The sequence below is a fragment of the Streptomyces hokutonensis genome, assembly GCF_042751305.1.
Taxonomy (GTDB): domain Bacteria; phylum Actinomycetota; class Actinomycetes; order Streptomycetales; family Streptomycetaceae; genus Streptomyces; species Streptomyces hokutonensis_A.
Genome location: NZ_JBHYWD010000012.1, coordinates 184109 through 202923 on the forward strand (window position 1 = coordinate 184109; position 18815 = coordinate 202923).

The 18815-nt window shown below is 71.1% G+C and carries 16 protein-coding genes; 13 read left to right on the top strand and 3 right to left on the bottom strand.

Going from position 1 to position 18815, the window contains the following annotated elements:
• Positions 1-12: 12 nt before the first annotated feature.
• The 4 genes from ACFXC1_RS30030 to ACFXC1_RS30045 all read left to right on the top strand — a co-directional run bounded on the left by ACFXC1_RS30030 (position 13) and on the right by ACFXC1_RS30045 (position 5618).
• A complete protein-coding gene (locus tag ACFXC1_RS30030; RefSeq protein WP_381248158.1) occupies positions 13-3240 on the top strand; it encodes a S41 family peptidase in 3228 nt (1075 codons plus the stop codon).
• Positions 3241-3339: 99 nt separating this feature from the next.
• Positions 3340-3693, top strand: a complete 354-nt coding sequence (locus ACFXC1_RS30035; RefSeq protein WP_381248161.1) for a histidine triad nucleotide-binding protein — start codon at positions 3340-3342, stop codon at positions 3691-3693.
• A 6-nt stretch (positions 3694-3699) separates the two neighbouring features.
• On the top strand, positions 3700-4605 hold the full coding sequence (locus ACFXC1_RS30040; protein ID WP_381248164.1) for a ribonuclease Z: 906 nt from the start codon (positions 3700-3702) through the stop codon (positions 4603-4605).
• A 20-nt stretch (positions 4606-4625) separates the two neighbouring features.
• The gene (locus ACFXC1_RS30045) at positions 4626-5618 is read left to right on the top strand and encodes an adenosine deaminase (protein WP_381248167.1); all 993 of its coding nucleotides are present in this window, start codon (positions 4626-4628) and stop codon (positions 5616-5618) included.
• Here the strand turns inward: ACFXC1_RS30045 and ACFXC1_RS30050 are convergent.
• Positions 5582-6859 (bottom strand): MFS transporter, encoded by a 1278-nt coding sequence (locus ACFXC1_RS30050; protein WP_381248170.1) that lies wholly within the window; start codon positions 6857-6859, stop codon positions 5582-5584. The genes ACFXC1_RS30045 and ACFXC1_RS30050 overlap by 37 nt on opposite strands.
• Before the next feature lie 385 nt (positions 6860-7244).
• On the opposite strand from ACFXC1_RS30050, the gene ACFXC1_RS30055 reads away from it, so the two are divergent.
• On the top strand, positions 7245-8447 hold the full coding sequence (locus ACFXC1_RS30055) for a serine hydrolase domain-containing protein (protein WP_381248173.1): 1203 nt from the start codon (positions 7245-7247) through the stop codon (positions 8445-8447).
• A gap of 74 nt (positions 8448-8521) precedes the next feature.
• On the opposite strand, the gene ACFXC1_RS30060 is transcribed toward ACFXC1_RS30055, so the two are convergent.
• Positions 8522-9304 carry an IclR family transcriptional regulator gene (locus ACFXC1_RS30060; protein WP_381248176.1) on the bottom strand — a complete coding sequence of 261 codons (783 nt, stop codon included), beginning with the start codon at positions 9302-9304 and terminating at the stop codon, positions 8522-8524.
• A 147-nt stretch (positions 9305-9451) separates the two neighbouring features.
• On the opposite strand from ACFXC1_RS30060, the gene ACFXC1_RS30065 reads away from it, so the two are divergent.
• From ACFXC1_RS30065 to ACFXC1_RS30075, 3 genes are all read left to right on the top strand, one after another.
• Positions 9452-10348: a 5-dehydro-4-deoxyglucarate dehydratase gene (locus ACFXC1_RS30065; protein WP_381248440.1), complete on the top strand. Its 897-nt coding sequence runs from the start codon at positions 9452-9454 to the stop codon at positions 10346-10348.
• Positions 10345-11634, top strand: a complete 1290-nt coding sequence (locus ACFXC1_RS30070; protein ID WP_381248178.1) for a glucarate dehydratase family protein — start codon at positions 10345-10347, stop codon at positions 11632-11634. The genes ACFXC1_RS30065 and ACFXC1_RS30070 overlap by 4 nt, the downstream gene beginning before the upstream one ends.
• 185 nt (positions 11635-11819) lie before the next feature.
• The gene (locus ACFXC1_RS30075) at positions 11820-12983 is read left to right on the top strand and encodes a carbohydrate kinase family protein (RefSeq protein WP_381248180.1); all 1164 of its coding nucleotides are present in this window, start codon (positions 11820-11822) and stop codon (positions 12981-12983) included.
• 67 nt (positions 12984-13050) lie between these two features.
• Here ACFXC1_RS30075 and ACFXC1_RS30080 read toward each other — a convergent pair whose 3' ends face one another.
• Positions 13051-13767 (bottom strand): FAD binding domain-containing protein, encoded by a 717-nt coding sequence (locus tag ACFXC1_RS30080; RefSeq protein WP_381248183.1) that lies wholly within the window; start codon positions 13765-13767, stop codon positions 13051-13053.
• Positions 13768-14051: 284 nt separating this feature from the next.
• On the opposite strand from ACFXC1_RS30080, the gene ACFXC1_RS30085 reads away from it, so the two are divergent.
• The 5 genes from ACFXC1_RS30085 to ACFXC1_RS30105 are packed head-to-tail and all read left to right on the top strand — an operon-like array spanning position 14052 to position 18763.
• Positions 14052-16178, top strand: coding sequence for a PhoH family protein (locus ACFXC1_RS30085; RefSeq protein WP_381248186.1), 2127 nt, complete (start codon positions 14052-14054; stop codon positions 16176-16178).
• A 12-nt stretch (positions 16179-16190) separates the two neighbouring features.
• On the top strand, positions 16191-16688 hold the full coding sequence (gene ybeY, locus ACFXC1_RS30090; RefSeq protein ID WP_381248188.1) for an rRNA maturation RNase YbeY: 498 nt from the start codon (positions 16191-16193) through the stop codon (positions 16686-16688).
• A 21-nt stretch (positions 16689-16709) separates the two neighbouring features.
• A complete protein-coding gene (locus ACFXC1_RS30095) occupies positions 16710-18017 on the top strand; it encodes a hemolysin family protein (protein ID WP_381248190.1) in 1308 nt (435 codons plus the stop codon).
• Positions 18014-18373 carry an MmcQ/YjbR family DNA-binding protein gene (locus ACFXC1_RS30100; RefSeq protein ID WP_381248193.1) on the top strand — a complete coding sequence of 120 codons (360 nt, stop codon included), beginning with the start codon at positions 18014-18016 and terminating at the stop codon, positions 18371-18373. The genes ACFXC1_RS30095 and ACFXC1_RS30100 overlap by 4 nt, the downstream gene beginning before the upstream one ends.
• 36 nt (positions 18374-18409) lie before the next feature.
• Complete coding sequence (locus ACFXC1_RS30105) at positions 18410-18763, top strand: cytidine deaminase (RefSeq protein ID WP_381248195.1); 354 nt, start codon at positions 18410-18412, stop codon at positions 18761-18763.
• Positions 18764-18815: the final 52 nt, after the last annotated feature.

Below are 18815 nucleotides of genomic sequence, written 5' to 3' on the forward strand. Positions count from 1 at the left end.
TACGCTGATCAGGTGACTCAGCCCTCAGCGTCCGCAGCCCAGGCCGGTCTCCAGGCCTATCTCCGCTTCCCGCACCTGCACGGCGAGTTGATCGCCTTCACCGCCGAGGACGATGTGTGGCTGGCCCCCCTCGACGGCGGCCGGGCGTGGCGGGTCAGCGCCGAGAACGTGCCGGTGAACCACCCGCGCATCTCGCCGGACGGCACGACCGTCGCCTGGACCTCCACCCGGGACGGCGCCCCCGAGGTGCACATCGCCCCGGTCGTCGGCGGACCCGCCAAACGCCTCACCCACTGGGGGAGTTCACGCACCCAGGTGCGCGGCTGGACGGCGGACGGCCAGGTCCTCGCCATCAGCACCCACGGCCAGGCGAACCTCCGCCGCAGCTGGGCCCGCACCGTCCCGCTGGACGGCGGACCGGCAACCACCCTGCCGTACGGGCCCGTTGGCGATGTGGCCATCGGTCCCGCCGCCACCGTCCTGCTCTCCGCCCCCATGGGCCGCGAGGCCGCCTGGTGGAAGCGCTACCGGGGCGGCACGGCGGGCAAGCTGTGGATCGACCGCGAGGGCGACGGCGAATTCACGCGGCTGCACGAGGAGTTGGACGGCAACCTCGAGTACCCGGTGTGGTCGGGGGAGAGGATCGCGTTCCTCTCCGACCACGAGGGCACCGGCGCCCTCTACTCCTCCCTCACCGACGGCACCGACCTCCGCCGCCACACCCCGCTCGACAGGTTCTACGCCCGGCACGCGGCCGGCGACGGCACCCGGATCATCTACTCCTCCGCCGGTGAACTCTGGCTCCTCGACGACCTGGACGGCGCCGAACCGCGCCGCCTCGACATCCGGCTCGGCGGACAGCGCACCGACCAGCAGCCCTTCCCGGTGTCCGCCGCCCGCTGGTTCGCCTCCGCCTCGCCCGACCACACCGCGCGCGGCAGCGCCGTCGCCGTCCGCGGCACCGTCCACTGGATCACCCACCGCTCCGGCCCCGCCCGCGCGCTGGCCGCCACCCCCGGCGTACGCGCCCGGCTGCCCCACACCTTCCGCGTCGACGGCGAGGAGTGGGTGGTGTGGGTGACGGACGCCGAGGGCGACGACGCCCTGGAGTTCGCCCCCGCCACCGGTCTCGCCCCCGGCGCCACCCCGCGCCGCATCGCCGCCGGACAGCTCGGCCGCGTTCTCGCGCTCACCGTCGCCCCCGACGGCAGCCGCGTCGCCGCCGCCTCGCACGACGGCCGCGTCCTCCTCGTCGAGCGCGAGACCGGCGAGGTCCGCGAGGTCGACCGCAGCGAGGACGGCGACGCCTCAGGCCTCTCCTTCTCGCCCGACTCCGCCTGGCTCGCGTGGTCGCACCCCGGCCCGCGCCCGCTGCGCCAGCTCAAGCTCGCCAACACCACCGACCTGTCGGTCACCGAGGCCACGCCGCTCCGCTTCCAGGACTACGCCCCCGCCTTCACCCTCGACGGCAAACACCTGGTCTTCCTCTCCACCCGCTCCTTCGACCCGGTCTACGACGAGCACGTCTTCGACCTGGCCTTCGTGGTCGGCGACCGCCCGCACCTGATCACCCTCGCCGCGACGACCCCGTCCCCCTTCGGACCGCAGCGGCACGGCCGCCCCTTCGAGGCCCCCGACAAGGACGAGACCCCTGACAGCGAGGGCCGCCCCACCACCCGTATCGACCTCGAAGGCCTCGCCGACCGCATCGTCCCGTTCCCCGTCGAGGCCGGCCGCTACTCCAACCTGCGCGCCGCCAAGGACGGCGTCCTGTGGCTGCGCCACCCCGTGCAGGGCGTCCTCGGCGCCACCCGCGCGACCCCCGAAGACCCGGACCCCAAAACGGAGTTGGAGCGCTACGACCTCGCCCAGCAGCGCATCGAGCACCTCGCCGGGGACGCCGAGCACTTCGAGGTCAGCGGCGACGGCAAACGCGTCCTGCTGCGCACCGACCACAAACTGCGGGTCGTCCCCAGCGACCGCCGCGCCTCCTCCGAGGACGACGACAGCGACTCGAACATCAACGTCGACCTCTCCCGCATCCGCCAGACCGTCGACCCGGCCGCCGAATGGCGCCAGATGTTCGACGAGACCGGCCGCATCATGCGCGACAACTTCTGGCGCCCCGACATGAGCGGCGTCGACTGGGCCGGCGTCCTCGACCGCTACCGCCCGGTCCTCGACCGCGTAGCCACCCACGACGACCTCGTCGACCTCCTCTGGGAGGTGCACGGCGAACTCGGCACCTCGCACGCCTACGTCACCCCGCGCGGCGGCCACGGCAGCGGCGAACGACAGGGCCTGCTCGGCGCCGACATCTCCCGTCACGAGGACGGCAGTTGGCGCATCGACCGCGTTCTGCCCTCCGAGACCTCCGACCCGGCCGCCCGCGCCCCGCTCGCCGCCCCCGGAGTCGCCGTCCGCCCGGGCGACGCGATCCTCGCGGTAGCCGGCCAACCGGTCGACCCGATCACCGGACCCGCCCCCCTCCTCGTCGGCACGGCGGGCAAACCCATCGAGCTGACCATCTCCCCGGCCGGCGGCGGAGACCCCCGCCACGCGGTCGTCGTCCCCCTCGCCGACGAGGAGCCCCTCTACTACCACGCCTGGGTCGCCGACCGCCGCGCCTACGTCCACGAGAAGTCCGGCGGCCGCCTCGGCTACCTCCACGTCCCCGACATGCAGGCCCCCGGCTGGGCCCAGATCCACCGCGACCTGCGCGTGGAGGTGGCCCGCGAGGGCCTGGTGGTCGACGTCCGCTACAACCGGGGCGGCCACACCTCCCAGCTGGTCGTGGAGAAGCTGGCCCGCCGCATCGTCGGCTGGGACCTACCGCGAGGCATGCGCCCGTACAGCTACCCCGAGGACGCACCTCGCGGCCCGGTCGTGGCCGTGGCCAACGAGTTCTCGGGCTCCGACGGCGACATCGTCAACGCGGCGATCAAGGCGCTGGGGATCGGGCCGGTGGTCGGCACGCGCACGTGGGGCGGGGTGATCGGCATCGACAGCCGCTACCGCCTGGTCGACGGCACGTTGGTCACCCAGCCCAAGTACGCGTTCTGGCTTGAGGGTTACGGCTGGGGGGTGGAGAACCACGGGGTGGATCCCGACGTGGAGGTGGTGCAGAGGCCACAGGACTACGCGGCGGGCAGGGACACCCAGCTGGACGAGGCAATCCGCCTGGCGTTGGAGAAACTGGAGACCGTTCCGGCGAAAACCCCGCCGGGCTTGCCCACCTGAGGGGCGCGGGGAACTGCGCGCCCAGCCCCCACGCACCCGCACTCAACGACGATACGATGCCCCGCGTAAAGCACAGCCCACGCCTCGGAGGGATCCCAAATGTCAGGGGAACCGCAGAACGACTGCCTGTTCTGCAAGATCGTCGAGGGCCACATCCCGGCAACGATCGTCCGTGAAACGGACACCACCGTCGCGTTCCGGGACATCAACCCCCAGGCCCCCACCCACGTCCTGGTGATCCCCCGCGTCCACTACCCCGACGCCGCCTCCCTCGCCGCCGCCGAACCGACGATCGCCGCCGACATACTGCGCGAGGCAGGCGAGGTCGCGGCGGACGAGAAGCTCGACAGCTACCGCGTGGTGTTCAACACGGGCACCGGCGTGGGCCAGACCGTCTTCCACGCCCACGCCCATGTCATGGGCGGCCGCGGCATGCAGTGGCCCCCCGGGTAACTCACCGTGTCCGTACGTGAATTGGTGATCCTCGGCACCGCGAGCCAGGTCCCCACCCGTCACCGCAACCACAACGGCTACCTGCTGCGCTGGGACGGCGAGGGCATCCTCTTCGACCCCGGCGAGGGCACCCAGCGCCAGATGCTCCGCGCCGGGGTCGCCGCGCACGACCTCAACCGGATCTGCGTCACCCACTTCCACGGCGACCACTCCCTCGGCCTCGCCGGCGTCATCCAGCGCATCAACCTGGACCGCGTCCCGCACCCGATCACCGCGCACTACCCGCGCTCGGGCCAGCACTTCTTCGACCGCCTCCGCTACGCCACGGCATACCGCGAGACGGTAGGCATCACCGAGTCCCCGGTGGCGGCGGACGGAGTGATCGCGACCACGGGGAACTACACCCTGGAGACCCGCAGGCTCTCCCACCCCGTCGAGTCCTACGGCTACCGCCTCACCGAACCCGACGGCCGCCGTATGCTCCCCGACCGCCTCGCCGCGCACGGCATCAAGGGCCCGGACGTGGGCCGTATCCAGCGCGAGGGAGTCGTGGACGGCGTCTCGCTCGAAGACGTCAGCGAGGTCCGTCCCGGGCAGCGGTTCGCGTTCGTCATGGACACCCGCCTCTGCGACGGAGTGCACGCCCTCGCGGAGGGCTGCGACCTGCTGGCGATCGAGTCGACGTTCCTGGACGAGGACGAGCAACTGGCCGTGGACCACGGCCACTTGACGGCCGGTCAGGCGGCCCGGGTGGCGCAGGAGGCCGGCGTCCGCCACCTCGTCCTCACCCACTTCAGCCAGCGCTACTCCGAGCCGGAGGAGTTCGAGCGGCAGGCGCGGGCGGCCGGGTTCGAGGGGGAGCTGACCGTGGCGCACGATCTACTCAGGGTGCCGGTTCCGAAACGGCTATAAAACACCCGTACGATATTTCGATGCCCATTCCCAAAGCCGAACTGCACCTCCACATCGAAGGCACCCTCGAACCCGAGCTGGCGTTCGCCCTCGCCGCCCGCAACGGCGTCGAGCTGCCGTACGCGGACACCGAGGCGCTCCGCAAGGCGTACCTCTTCGAGGACCTGCAGTCCTTCCTGAACCTCTACTACGAGCTGATGGCCGTCCTGCGCACCGAGCGGGACTTCGAGGACCTCGCCAACGCCTATCTCGCCCGCGCCGCCGCGCAGGGCGTACGGCACGCGGAGATCTTCTTCGACCCGCAGGCGCACATCGCGCGGGGCGTGGACATGGGCACGGTGGTGGAGGGCCTGTGGCGGGCGCTCGGCGACAGCGAGACCAACCACGGCATCTCGACCCGGCTGATCATGTGCTTCCTCCGCGACGAGTCCGCCGACTCGGCCATGGAGACCCTGGACGCGGCCAAGCCGTACCTCCACCGGATCACCGGCATCGGCCTCGACTCGGCCGAGGTCGGCCACCCGCCGGTGAAGTTCCGCGAGGTCTACGAGGCCGCCGCCGCGCTGGGTCTACGACGGGTCGCGCACGCCGGCGAGGAGGGCCCGCCGGCCTACATCACCGAGGCCCTGGACGTCCTCGGCGTCGAGCGCGTCGACCACGGGCTGCGCTGCATGGAGGACGCGGAACTGGTCGCCCGCCTGGTCCGCGACCGCATCCCGCTCACCCTCTGCCCGCTCTCCAACGTCCGGCTGCGCGCGGTGGACGTCCTCGCCGAGCACCCGCTGCCCGCGATGCTGGATGCGGGCCTGCTGTGCACGGTCAACTCCGACGACCCGGCGTACTTCGGCGGGTACGCGGGCGACAACTTCGATGCGGTGCGTTCGGCTCTGCGGTTGAGCGAGGATCGGTTGCGCGAGCTGGCCCGGAACTCGTTCGTCGCTTCCTTCCTGGAGGACGACGAGGAGTTGCGGGCTCGTTATGTGGCCGAGGTGGAGGCGTACGAGTTCTCGTAGGCGGGTGGTGTTGAGGCTGTGGGTCGGTGGGGGCTGGGCGCGCGGTTCCCCGCGCCCCTGAGGGGGCGCGACACCCGGGCCTCGACAGAGATCTCGACGACCGATTGCGGCAAGCGTCGCCGACCGGAGCGCACCGCTACCGCCGTCATCGGCACCGCCACCACGATCAGCCCCGCCGCCAGAATCGCCCCCATCGCCGGGAACCCCGCCCCCGCCGACAGCACACTCCCCGCCAGCGGCCCCGCCGCCGTCCCCAGTGACGAGGCCGAGCCGACCAGGACCGCCCAACGGCCGCGTGGATCAAGGGAGGCGGCGAGGCCGAGGACGTAGGACAGGACGATCGGGTAGAGGGTGTTCCAGGCGATCTCGCCGGTCGCGAACGTCCTCAGGTCGTGTGCGGACGCGCTGAGCACGATGCAGCCCGCGATGAGCGCCGTGCCCGCGCCGATCGGCACCGCGCGGCTCAGCCGGGAGCCGAGTGCGCCCGCGCCGATGACGCCGACGAGGCCGGTGCCGAGCGCGATGGCGAAGACCACGCCGACGGTGACCTCGGAGAGGTGGGCCTGGGTGAGGCCGATGCGTCCGCTGACGCCCCAGAGGGAGTTCTGGGCGAGGGACCAGCACAGCAGGGTGGCGGCGAGGACCAGTCCGGCGCGGCGGTGGGGGAGTCCGGCGGTCTCCACGCGCGTGTGCTCCGTCGCCGTACGGACCGGGAGGCGGCCGGTCAGCGGCCATACGGCCAGTGCGGTCAGCGCGATCGCGGTGAGCGGCTGGCCGTGGCCCGCGCCGAGGTGCGGGACCGTGAGGTAGACGGCACCCGCGAGCGCGGACACGCACAACAGGCCGAGCGTGGAGGCGCGGTGGGGGTCCTGTTCGGCGGCGATGCCGGACGCGGCGACCGTGGTGGCCGTACCCGATCCGAAGCCGCCGACGATCGCGCCCGCGACGACCGCGGGGACGGCGTGCGTGAGGGCGGCCGAGCCGTAGCCGAGGACGGCCAGCGCGAGGCCGACGCGGGCGAGGGTGCGCGGGCCGATCCGGTCGACGCGCGAGGCGAGCAGGAAGCCCGCCGCCGCCGAACTCAGCAGCAGTGCGCTGCCGACGGCCCCGGCCTGCGTGGCGGACAGCGGGAGCCCGGCGTCGAGGCGGCCGACGGTGGTGGGCAGGAGGTAGGGGGCGAGATACCCGGCCGTGAAAAGGGCGACGAGGGGCCAGGGCGTGGTGGTGCTGCGGGCGGACACGGGCGTTCCCAGGGCATGCGAAAGAAGCGGCTCAAGCAGGGGATGGGCGACGACCGTCGACGGACAGGAACGCGCGGGCAATTTGTATCAAGCACGCGGTTCGGGATGAAGGGCGGGGGGTGTGATGTGGGGCACGTTGTGTTTGGGGTGGGGAGCGCCGGGTAGACGCGCGCCCAATTCCCGGTGCCGGCGGGCGCCGACGCGCCCGGTCCACTTCCTGAGCGACGGAACCGCTATGCATCGCGCCGGTACTGCTGAGAGCATCGGACGCGCACCGCTCGGCCTCCAGATCGTGCCCGGCGGCCCTCCCGGATTCCCGAAGGAGCATGAAGTGCGTGTGAATTCGCGTGTCGGACGGCGCCCGCGACCGACGGGGTTACGCGCAATGGCGACAGTCGCGGTGTCCGCGGCCCTCGTCGTGCCCCTCGCCACGGCCCCGGCGAGTGCCGGCACGGTCCACGGGAGTACTGCGGTACGACAGGACGGCACCGCGGAGAGACGGGCTCAACTGCGGGAGCTGGCGCGGAAGTTGGTGGAAGAAGGAGTGCCCGGGGTGACCGTGCGGGTGGACGACGGTCACGGCAGGCCCATCGAGATCTCCGAGCAGGCCGCCTGGACGAGGAAGGACCATCGGCTCGGCGCGGACGACGAGGTGCGGGAAGCGTCCAACACCAAGACGGTGATGGCCACCCTCGTCCTGCAACTGGCCGCCGAGCACAGACTCGCCCTCACCGACCCGGTCGACAAGTGGCTGCCCGGCCAGGTGCGCAACGGCAGGGCGATCACCCTGCGCATGCTGCTCAACCACACCAGTGGGTTGTTCGACTACACCGACGATCCCGCCCTCGCACCGGCCCTCACCGGCCAGGACACCCACGTATGGACGTCGGCGGAAATCCTGGGCCTGGTGCGCGGGCACCCGGCGCTGTTCGAGCCCGGCAGCGAGTGGTCGTACAGCAACACCAACTACATCGCGATCGGCGCCGTCCTGGAGAAGGCCACCGGCAGGAGCCTCGCGGCGCTGGTGCGGGACCGGATCGCCGGACCCCTGGGGCTCCGGCACACCTTCTACGCCACCGGCTCCGCCTGGCGCGACCGGCACGCGCACGGCTACGAACCCGACGCCGCCCACATGCCACCGGACGTTCCCGAGGAGTTCAGGAACTACGCCGGACCGCAGCACGACGACCACGTGGACGTCACCGGCGACTACGTCACGGCCGACGGAGCGGATGCCGCGGTCGTGTCCACCGCCGGTGACTGGTCCCGTTTCTACGGCGCGCTGATGTCGGGCCGCCTGCTGCCCGCCGCCCAACTGGCCGAGATGCGCACCACCGTGCCGGAGATCGGGCCGGAGGACCCGGACCAGCTCGGCTACGGGCTCGGCATCGAGTCGGCGGAGACCGACTGCGGCACGGTCTGGGACCACGTCGGCATCGTCCCGGGCTACGCGACCTACAACGTCACCGACTCCACCGGCCGTCGCACGGCCTCCTTCTTCTTCGCCACGTCCACTCTTCCCACCAGGGAGGCGCACCAGACAGGCGCGGCCCTGATGAACGCGCTCAACTGCGCCATCTTCGACTGACCGGGCCGCCGGCGAAGTCACGGGCACGGCAGGGGAAGACGTGCCGGCACCGAGTGGCAGCCGCCGGGCCACCGCTAACGCCAGTGGACCGCCCCGCCGGCCGCCCGTGCCGCCGACTCGATCTTCGCCCTGACCTCCCGCATCACCGTCACGATCTCCCCCTCGTGCTCCGGCGTCAGCCGGACCACCGGGACCGAGCAACTGATCGCGTCCAGCGGCGGGTTGTCGTAGCGCAGCGCGAAGCCGAAGCCGACGATCCCGAGGACGCCCTCCTCGCGGTCGACCGAGTAGCCGCGGACGCGGATCACGGCGAGGTCGGCGGTCAGGGACTCCCGCGTGGTGTGGGTGTTGGGGGTCGCCGCCTCGTAGGGGCCGGGCGGCAGTTCGGCGTCGTCGCGTTCCGCGAGGAGCGCCTTGCCGAGGGCGCCGACATGCGCGGGGAGCCGTCGTCCCACCCGGCTGATGGTCCGCAGGTACTCGTGGGACTCCCGCGTCGCCAGATAGGCGACGTCCCGCCCGTCCAGCCGGCCCAGGTGGATCGTCTCGCCGAGCGCCTGGGACGCCTCGTCGAGATACGGCCGTACGGTCCGCACCCGCGGGTCGGAGTCGAGATAGCTGGTGCCGGTGAGCAGGGCGTGGATGCCGATGCCGTAGAGCGAACCGGTGCTGTCGGTGCGGACCCAGCCGTACGCGATCAGGGTCTGGAGCAGGGCGTACATCGAGCTGCGCGGTACGCCCAGCTCGTCGGCGAGTTCCTGGAGGCGCGCGGGACGGTCGCCGCGCGCGGCGAGCAGTTCGAGCAGCTCGACCGTGCGGGCGGCGGACTTCACCTCGCGGACGCCCCCGGGCTCTGACATGGGGAGATGGTAGCGAGCGGGTGCGCCCCATTGACGGCTGTTGTTCGTGTATCTAACCTCTGTCTTCATACGTAGATAGCGTCTACATAGGGAGATGGCTAGGTGAACGGCGAAACGGAGACCGTGGTGCGCAGGCTGCGGGACGGGATGGCGGGCGGAGTGCTCTCCTTCCCGCTCACCTCCTTCCACGACGACGGCTCCCTCGACCCCGACGGCTTCCGCACCCATGTCGCCGCCCAGACCGCCACCGGCCCCGGCGCGATCTTCCCGGCCTGCGGCACCGGCGAGTTCTTCTCGCTCGACGAGGACGAGTACCGGCAGGTCGTCACCATCGCCGTCGAGGAGGCGGCGGGCCGCGTCCCCGTCGTCGCCGGCGTCGGCTACGGCTGGGCACAGGCCGCCCGCTTCGCCCGCATCGCCGAGGAGGCCGGCGCCGACGCGCTCCTGGTCCTCCCGCACTACCTCGTCGCCGCCCCGCAGGACGGCCTGGTGGCCCAGCTCGAACAACTCGCCGCCCGCACCCGGCTCCCGCTCATCGCCTACCAGCGCGGCCAAGTCGCCTATACGGCAAGCTCGTTGAGGCGAATCGCGCGCATCCCCGGAGTCGTCGGCCTCAAGGACGGCCACAGCGACCTCGACCGGCTGCAACGCCTCACCCTCGCCGCCCCCGAGGGCTTCCTCTTCTTCAACGGCGCCTCCACCGCCGAGATCCAGGCCCGCGCCTACGCCACCGTCGGCATCCCCGCCTACTCCTCCGCCGTCCACGCCTTCGCCCCCGAGATCGCGAATGCCTTCTTCGCCGCGCTGCGGGACGGGGACGACAAGGCGGTCGAGAAACTGCTCCGCGAGTTCTACGTCCCGTTCGTCGAACTCCGCGACCGGGTACCGGGATACGCGGTCTCCCTCGTCAAGGCGGCGGCCCGGCTGCGCGGTCGCCCGGTGGGCCCCGTGCGCGCCCCGCTCACCGACCCCACGCCCGCCGACCTGGCCGACCTCACCGCCCTGCTCACCACCGGACTCGACCTCGTAGGAGCCGCGCTGTGAACCTCACCATCGCTGACGTCCGGCTCACCCCGATCCTGGTCGCCGACCCGCCGCTGCTCAACACCCAGGGCGTCCACCAGCCCTACACCCCGCGCCTGATCGTCGAGATCGAGACCGCCGACGGGATCACCGGCCTCGGCGAGACCTACGGCGACACCAAGTACCTGGAACTGGCCCGGCCCTATGCCCAGAAGCTGATCGGCCGTCAAGTCTCCGACCTCAACGGCCTGTTCACCGTCGCCGACGAGCTCGCGGTCGACAGCTCCCGGACCTCCGCACAGGTCGACGTCGGCGGACTGCGGGGCGTCCAGACCGCCGACAAGCTGCGCCTGTCCGTCGTCTCGGCCTTCGAGGTCGCCTGCCTCGACGCCCTGGGCAAGACACTCGGACTGCCCGTGCACGCGCTGCTCGGCGGCAAGGTGCGGGACGCGGTCGAGTACAGCGCGTACCTGTTCTACAAGTGGGCCGACCACCCCGAGGGCGTGGCGAGCGAGAAGGACGACTGGGGTGCGGCCGTCGACCCGGCCGGAGTCGTCGAGCAGGCACGGAAGTTCAAGGAGCGCTACGGCTTCACCTCCTTCAAGCTCAAGGGAGGAGTCTTCCCGCCCGACGAAGAGATCGCCGCCGTACGGGCGTTGGCCGCGGCCTTCCCCGACCACCCCCTGCGCCTCGACCCCAACGGCGCCTGGTCCGTGGAGACTTCGCTGAAGGTGGCGAAGGAACTCGGGGACGTCCTCGAATACCTGGAGGACCCCGCCCTCGGCACCCCCGCCATGGCCGAGGTGTCCGCCGGGACCGACGTGCCGCTCGCCACCAACATGTGCGTGACGACCTTCGCCGAGATCAAGGAGGCGTTCACGCGCGATGCCGTACAGGTCGTGCTCTCCGACCACCACTACTGGGGCGGCCTGCGCAACACCCAGCAACTCGCCGCCATCTGCCGCACGTTCGGCGTCGGCATCTCCATGCACTCCAACACCCACCTCGGCATCAGCCTCGCCGCGATGACCCACGTCGCCTCGACCGTGCCGAACCTCCACCACGCCTGCGACTCCCACTACCCCTGGCAGTCCGAGGACGTCCTCACCGAACGCCTCACCTTCACCGACGCCAAGGTCACCGTCTCCGACGCGCCCGGCCTCGGCGTCGAACTCGACCGCGCCAGGCTGGAGTTGCTGCACCAGCGGTGGCTCGACGACGACGGCGCGCTGCGCGAGCGCGACGACGCGGCGGCGATGCGGATCACCGACCCGGAGTGGGTGACGCCCTCGATGCCGCGCTGGTAGGAACCGGGTGACCGGATCCGGACGCGCCCGGCACGGGCGGCCGAGGGGCACCAGGTCCGCACCGTACGGCCCGGACCTGCGGTTGCCCGACACCGGCGCGACGGGCGGGTCCGGAGCGGGAGTCGCGCTCACGCGTGCGTGGTGGTGCACACTGGCCTGATCCGCATCACGTCAGGGAGCGCACCGTGACCGCGTCCACCGCGTCCAACGGAAAGGGATCGTCGGCCGACCGGGAGAGGAGATCCTGTCCGGCCCAGGTCGACCCCCTGTCCGCACTGCGCGCGCCGGACGACCCGCCCTGGGACGTGTACCTCACCGGCACCGTCTTCCTCGACATCATCTTCACCGGCCTCGAATCCGCCCCCGTACGCGGCACCGAGTCCTGGGCCCGCGGGATGGGGTCGAGCCCGGGTGGCGTGGCGAACATGGCCACGGCCCTGGCCCGCCTCGGACTGCGCACCTCACTCGCCGCGGCCTTCGGCGACGACCACTACGGCGAGTACTGCTGGGACGCGCTGGAACAGGGCGAGGGCATCGACCTCTCCGCCTCCCGCTCGGTACCCGGCTGGCACTCCCCGGTCACCGTGTCGATGGCCTACGAAGGCGAACGCACGATGGTCTCCCACGGCCACGAGCCGCCCCCGGAGACCGAGTTCAGCGAAGGCGGCGCCCCCGACTGCCCGCCACGCGCACGTGCCGCCATCGCCTCCCTCACCCCCGGCAAACAGGCCCCCTGGGTCGCCCAGGCCGCGAGCGAGGGCACCCGGATCTTCGCCGACGTCGGCTGGGACGAGACCGGCGCCTGGGACCTCGCAGGCCTCGCCGACCTCGCGCACTGCGAGGCCTTCCTGCCGAACGCCGAGGAGGCCATGCGCTACACCGGCGCCGACTGCCCCCGCGCCGCCGCACACGCCCTCACCGAACACGTACCCCTCGCCGTCGTCACCCTCGGCGCGGACGGCGCCTACGCCGTGGACCGCCGCACCGGGGAATCCGCCGAGGTCCCGGCCATCGCCGTCGAGGCCCTCGACCCCACCGGCGCGGGCGACGTCTTCGTGGCCGGCTTCGTCACCGGCACCCTGGCCGGCTGGCCGCTCGCCGACCGCCTCGCCTTCGCCGGCCTCACCGCCGCCCTCTCCGTCCAGGAGTTCGGCGGGTCCCTCTCGGCCCCCGGCTGGTCCGAGATCGGCGCCTGGTGGCGCAAGGTCCAGTCGGTCGAGGGCCAGGACCCGACGGCCCTGAGCCGGTACGCGTTCCTGGCCGGACTCGTCCCGGAGGAACAGGGCGGGGCCAGTCCGTGGCCGCTGCGGCGGGCGGTGCCGACGATCGGGTTCGGGCGGTCGACGTAGGGGAGGCGGGGTCCCGTTCCGGGCTGGGTTGGGTTGGGTTGGGTGAACCGTTCCTGCTCTGCTCGGATCAGCAGGTCCCCGCCCGCTCCACCACCCCGACGACCTCTTCCCGTACGGCCTCGAAGACCGCCTCCGGCAGCGTGCCGAGCGGTGTGAGGGCCAGGGCACCGAGAACCCGGCGGACATCCGTGTCGTAGGGGACGGCCTCGCTCAGCACGTCGTAGCCGTCACGCACGGCGACCCGCAGAGTGGGCTGTTCCGCCCCCGTCACGGCGACCGCGACCACGAACGGAACCTCACCCCGCAGCACACCGGTCAGCTTCCGATAGCCAGTGGCCACCGGCTCCCGCCACCGCAGACTCAGCAGCAGCGGGCGCTTGGCCAGCAGCTCGGCGAGGTCGGTCTCGACGGGACCGTCCGGTTCCAGGACGACCGCGCGGGCGTCCAGCACGAGTGCGGGCGGCAGCAGACAGCGCAGCGTGCTGCCCACTATGTTCCCGCCGACCGTCGCGGTCCTGCGCACCGCACCGGTCCCCACCCCGGCCGCCGCCCGCCGCAGCACCTCCGGCACGCGCGCGTCGATCTCGTGCAGCAGTACGGCCGCGCCGAGCGACCCGTCGCCGACCACCCTCGCCTCGGGCACCTCCCGCAGCGACACCGCCTGCTCCGGGAACCCGTCCCGTTGCCAGGACGCCCACACAAGGGTCGCCCCACCGACGGGCACCGCCCCCTCGGCCAGACACTCCCGCGCTTCGGACACGGACGTGGGCAGACGCACGAACACAGCGGCCGACCTGCTTTCCCTGCATGGCTTACCTGACGGACACAGCGCATTGTCCGTACATACGAGGGGGCGCGAACAGGGCTCACGGCGTCACCCTGTGCACGCTCCCTGCGCCGGGCAAGCCGCCGGGAAAACGCGCGTTCCCCCGGTATTTCGTGGCCCGACGGTCACCGAAAAGCCCTACGGCGATGTCAGTGGCCCGGCGTACCCTGGAAATCACCAGGCCGCCCTTGTGGCGGGCGAGTCGTTTCGAGGAGGACGAGCAAGGCCTACAGAGCCGGCCCATGACTCAGACACCCACAGCTCACACCCCCGCGCAGGGACAGGCGAGAGCAGAGTTCACCGTCCCCGCCCAGCACGCCATGGTGACCCTCCTGGGATCCGGCGACGCTCTCCTGCGGGTGATCGAAAGGGCCTTCCCGGCGGCCGACATCCACGTCCGGGGCAACGAGATCAGCGCGGTCGGCGATGCCCGTGAAGTCGCCCTCATCCAGCGCCTGTTCGACGAGATGATGCTGGTGCTCCGCACCGGGCAGCCGATGACGGAGGACGCAGTGGAACGCTCGATCGCCATGCTCAGGGCGAGCGAGAACGGGGATGGCCCTGAGGAGACACCGGCCGAGGTGCTCACCCAGAACATCCTGTCCTCGCGAGGCCGCACGATCCGCCCCAAGACCCTCAACCAGAAGCGCTACGTCGACGCGATCGACAAGAACACGATCGTCTTCGGCATCGGCCCCGCCGGCACCGGCAAGACCTACCTCGCCATGGCCAAGGCCGTCCAGGCCCTCCAGGCCAAGCAGGTCAGCCGCATCATCCTCACCCGCCCGGCGGTCGAGGCGGGCGAGCGCCTGGGCTTCCTCCCCGGCACGCTCTACGAGAAGATCGACCCGTACCTGCGCCCGCTCTACGACGCCCTGCACGACATGCTCGACCCGGAGTCGATCCCGAAGCTGATGGCGGCGGGGACGATCGAGGTGGCGCCGCTGGCATACATGAGGGGCCGCGCGCAACCTGTCTTCACGAACGTCCTGACACCGGACGGCTGGTGCCCGATCGGCGACCTACAGGTCGGTGACCTGGTCATTGGCTCGAACGGTGAGCCGACCCCGGTCCTCGGCGTGTATCCGCAGGGCGAGAAGGACATCTACCGCGTCAGTGCCCAGGACGGTTCTTGGACCCTGTGCTGCGGCGAGCACCTGTGGACTGTCCGCACGGCCTCGGACAAGCGCCGTGACAAGCCGTGGCGCGTCCTGGAGACCCAGGAGATGATCGGCAACCTGCGGGCGGCACACGCTCGCCGGTACGAGCTGCCGATGCTCACGGCGCCCGTGGAGTTCCCCGGACGCGAGGTCCCCATGGACCCGTACGCGCTGGGACTGCTGCTCGGCGACGGATGCCTGACGGGCTCCACGACTCCGTCCTTCGCGACGGAGGATCCGGAACTGGCCGAGGCACTGGAAGATGCGCTGCCGGGTGTCGTCCTGCGGCACAGAGGCGGGCCCGACTACGTCCTCAACCGGATCAAGTCCTCCGGTGATGTGGTCACGTTGGAGAACCCCGTCACCCGGGTTCTGCGTGAGCTGGCCCTGCTTCGTACCCGTTCGACCACGAAGTTCGTCCCGGACGACTACCTGTACAACACCGCCGAAGTACGGCTGGCCGTGCTCCAAGGCCTGCTCGACTCCGACGGCGGACCGGTCACGCAGTCCGACCGCACCTGCCGGATCCAGTTCTCGACCACATCGATCCTTCTGCGCGACGACATCATCGCCTTGGTGCAGTCGCTCGGCGGCGTGGCCTACACGCGCCGTCGTCCTGCCGAAGGCCGGAGGCAGGGCACCGCTCTGGCGGCGCACCGCCATGACAGCCATGTCGTGGACATCCGTCTCCCGGAAGGCATCGAACCCTTCCGTCTCGCCCGCAAGCGCGACAAGTACCACGCGTCCGGAGGCGGCGGGCGCCCGATGCGGTTCATCGACAGCATCGAGCCCGCAGGCAGGGAGGAGACGGTCTGCATCCAGGTGGCGGCCGAGGACTCGCTGTACGTCACACAGGACTACCTGCTGACGCACAACACCCTGAATGACGCCTTCATCATCCTGGACGAGGCCCAGAACACGAGCCCCGAGCAGATGAAGATGTTCCTCACCCGGCTCGGGTTCGAGTCGAAGATCGTGATCACCGGTGACGTGACGCAGGTGGACCTGCCGAGCGGGACGAAGTCGGGGCTGCGGCAGGTGCAGGACATTCTGGAGGGGGTCGACGACGTGCACTTCTCCCGCCTGTCGTCGGCGGACGTCGTACGGCACAAGCTGGTCGGCCGTATCGTCGACGCGTACGAGAAGTACGACAGCGAGAACGGTACGGAGAACGGCACCCACAAGGGTGCCCGTGACAAGCGGAAGTAGACCAGCACGACCATGTCGATCGACGTCAACAACGAGTCCGGAACCGAGGTCGACGAGCAGGCGATCCTCGACATCGCCCGCTACGCGCTCGCGCGGATGCGCATCCACCCGCTCTCCGAGCTCTCGGTGATCGTCGTGGACGAGAACGCCATGGAGCAGCTCCACATCCAGTGGATGGACCTGCCCGGGCCGACCGATGTCATGTCCTTCCCGATGGACGAGCTGCGTCCGCCGAGCAAGGACGACGAGGAGCCTCCGCAGGGGCTCCTCGGTGACATCGTGCTGTGCCCGGAGGTCGCCGCGAAGCAGGGGGCCGAGGCGGAGACGCAGCACACCATGGACGAGGAGCTTCAACTCCTCACCGTCCACGGTGTGTTGCACCTGCTCGGGTACGACCACGAGGAGCCCGACGAGAAGGCCGAGATGTTCGGTCTCCAGGCGGCGATCGTGGACGGCTGGCGGGCGGAGAAGGGCCACGACGGCCCGTCCCCGGCGCCGACGGTCTCCTAGGGCAGCGGGTCACCACCTCTCATGAGTCCTCAGATCGTCGTCGGCGCCATCGCCCTTGTCGTGGTCGCCTGGCTCGCCGCCTGCGCGGAGGCGGGCCTCGCGCGCGTCTCCAGCTTCCGCGCCGAGGAGGCCGTACGGTCCGGTCGGCGCGGCAGCGCGAAGCTCGCGCAGGTCGCCGCCGACCCGACCCGCTATCTCAATGTCGCGCTGCTGGTCAGGGTGGTCTGCGAGATGGCCGCCGCCGCGCTGGTCACCTACGAGTGTCTCCAGGTGATCCACGGGACCGCGCCCGCGCTGCTCGCGGCGATCGGCGTCATGGTCCTCGTGTCGTACGTCGCGGTGGGGGTGTCCCCGCGCACCATCGGGCGGCAGCATCCGCTGAACACGGCCACGGCGGCGGCGTACGTGCTGCTGCCGCTCGCGCGGATCATGGGCCCGATCCCGTATCTGCTGATCCTCATCGGCAACGCGCTCACGCCCGGAAAGGGTTTCCGGCGCGGTCCGTTCGCGTCCGAGGCCGAGCTGCGGGCGCTGGTGGACCTCGCCGAGAAGGAGTCGCTGATCGAGGACGAGGAGCGCCGGATGGTGCACTCGGTCTTCGAGCTGGGCGACACCCTGGTGCGTGAAGTCATGGTCCCCCGCACGGACTTGGTGGTCATCGAGCGTTACAAGACGATCCGTCAGGCCCTCACCCTCGCGCTCCGCTCCGGTTTCTCGCGGATCCCGGTGACCGGGGAGAGCGAGGACGACATCGTCGGGATCGTGTATCTGAAGGACCTGGTCCGCAAGACGCACATCAGCCGGGACGCCGAGTCCGAGCTGGTCTCGACGGCCATGCGGCCCGCGAGCTTCGTGCCGGACACGAAGAACGCCGGTGATCTGCTGCGCGAGATGCAGCAGGAGCGCAATCACGTGGCGGTCGTCATCGACGAGTACGGCGGTACGGCCGGCATCGTCACCATCGAGGACATCCTGGAGGAGATCGTCGGCGAGATCACCGACGAGTACGACCGGGAGCTTCCTCCGGTGGAGGAGCTGGGCGACGACCGTTACCGGGTCACCGCCCGCCTCGACATCGGCGACCTGGGGGAGCTGTACGGCTTCGAGGCCTACGACGACGAGGACGTGGAGACGGTCGGCGGGCTCCTCGCGAAGGCGCTGGGGCGGGTCCCGATCGCCGGTGCCTCCTCCGTCGTGGAGCTGCCGGACGGCCGCGAGCTGCGCCTCACGGCGGAGGCCTCGGCCGGCCGTCGGAACAAGATCGTGACGGTGCTGGTGGAGCCGGTGGGGCCGGCCGGTCCGCCCGAGGAGGAGGCGAAGCCGGAGTGAGCCCGGAGCAACTGCGCGCGTTCTGCCTGTCGTTCAACGCGGTGGTGGAGGACTTTCCCTTCAACCCGGAGACGTCCGTCTTCAAGGTGCTGGGCAAGCTCTTCGCGCTGACCCGGCTGGACGGCAGCCCTCTCACGGTCAACCTCAAGTGCGACCCGGAGGACGCGATCCGGCTCCGGGAGGAGTACGAGGGGCTGATCATCCCCGGGTATCACATGAACAAGCGGCACTGGAACACGGTGAGGGTGGACGGCGACCTTCCGGAGCGGGTCCTCAAGGAGCTGATCGAGGACTCGTACGACCTGGTCGTGGCCGGGCTGCCGCGTGCCGAACGGCTGCGCCTCGACCGGCCCTGAGGGACATGCGCGATCGGTCCTTCGTATGCTCTGTTCATGACCGACAGCAGCGCGCTCGACCCCGAGGACCGCAAGATCGTCACCCTGGCCCGTTCGGCCCGGGCCCGCAACGGTGTGCCCGAGGGGGCCGCCGTACGGGACGAGACCGGGCGGACGTATGTCGCCGGGACGGTCGCCCTGGAGTCGCTGAAGCTGAGCGCGCTGCAGACGGCGGTGGCGATGGCGGTGGCGTCCGGGGCGAAGTCGCTGGAGGCGGCGGCGGTCGTGACGGAGGCGGAGTCCGCGTCCGCGGAGGACCGGGCGGCCGTACGGGATCTGGGTGGGCCGAAGACGCCGGTGCACGTGGCTGCGCCGGACGGGGTCGTTCGGCTGACGGTCGCCGCGGGCTGAGGTGGTGCTGGGGGCTCCGCCCCCAGACCCCCGATCGGCCCTGAAGGGGCCT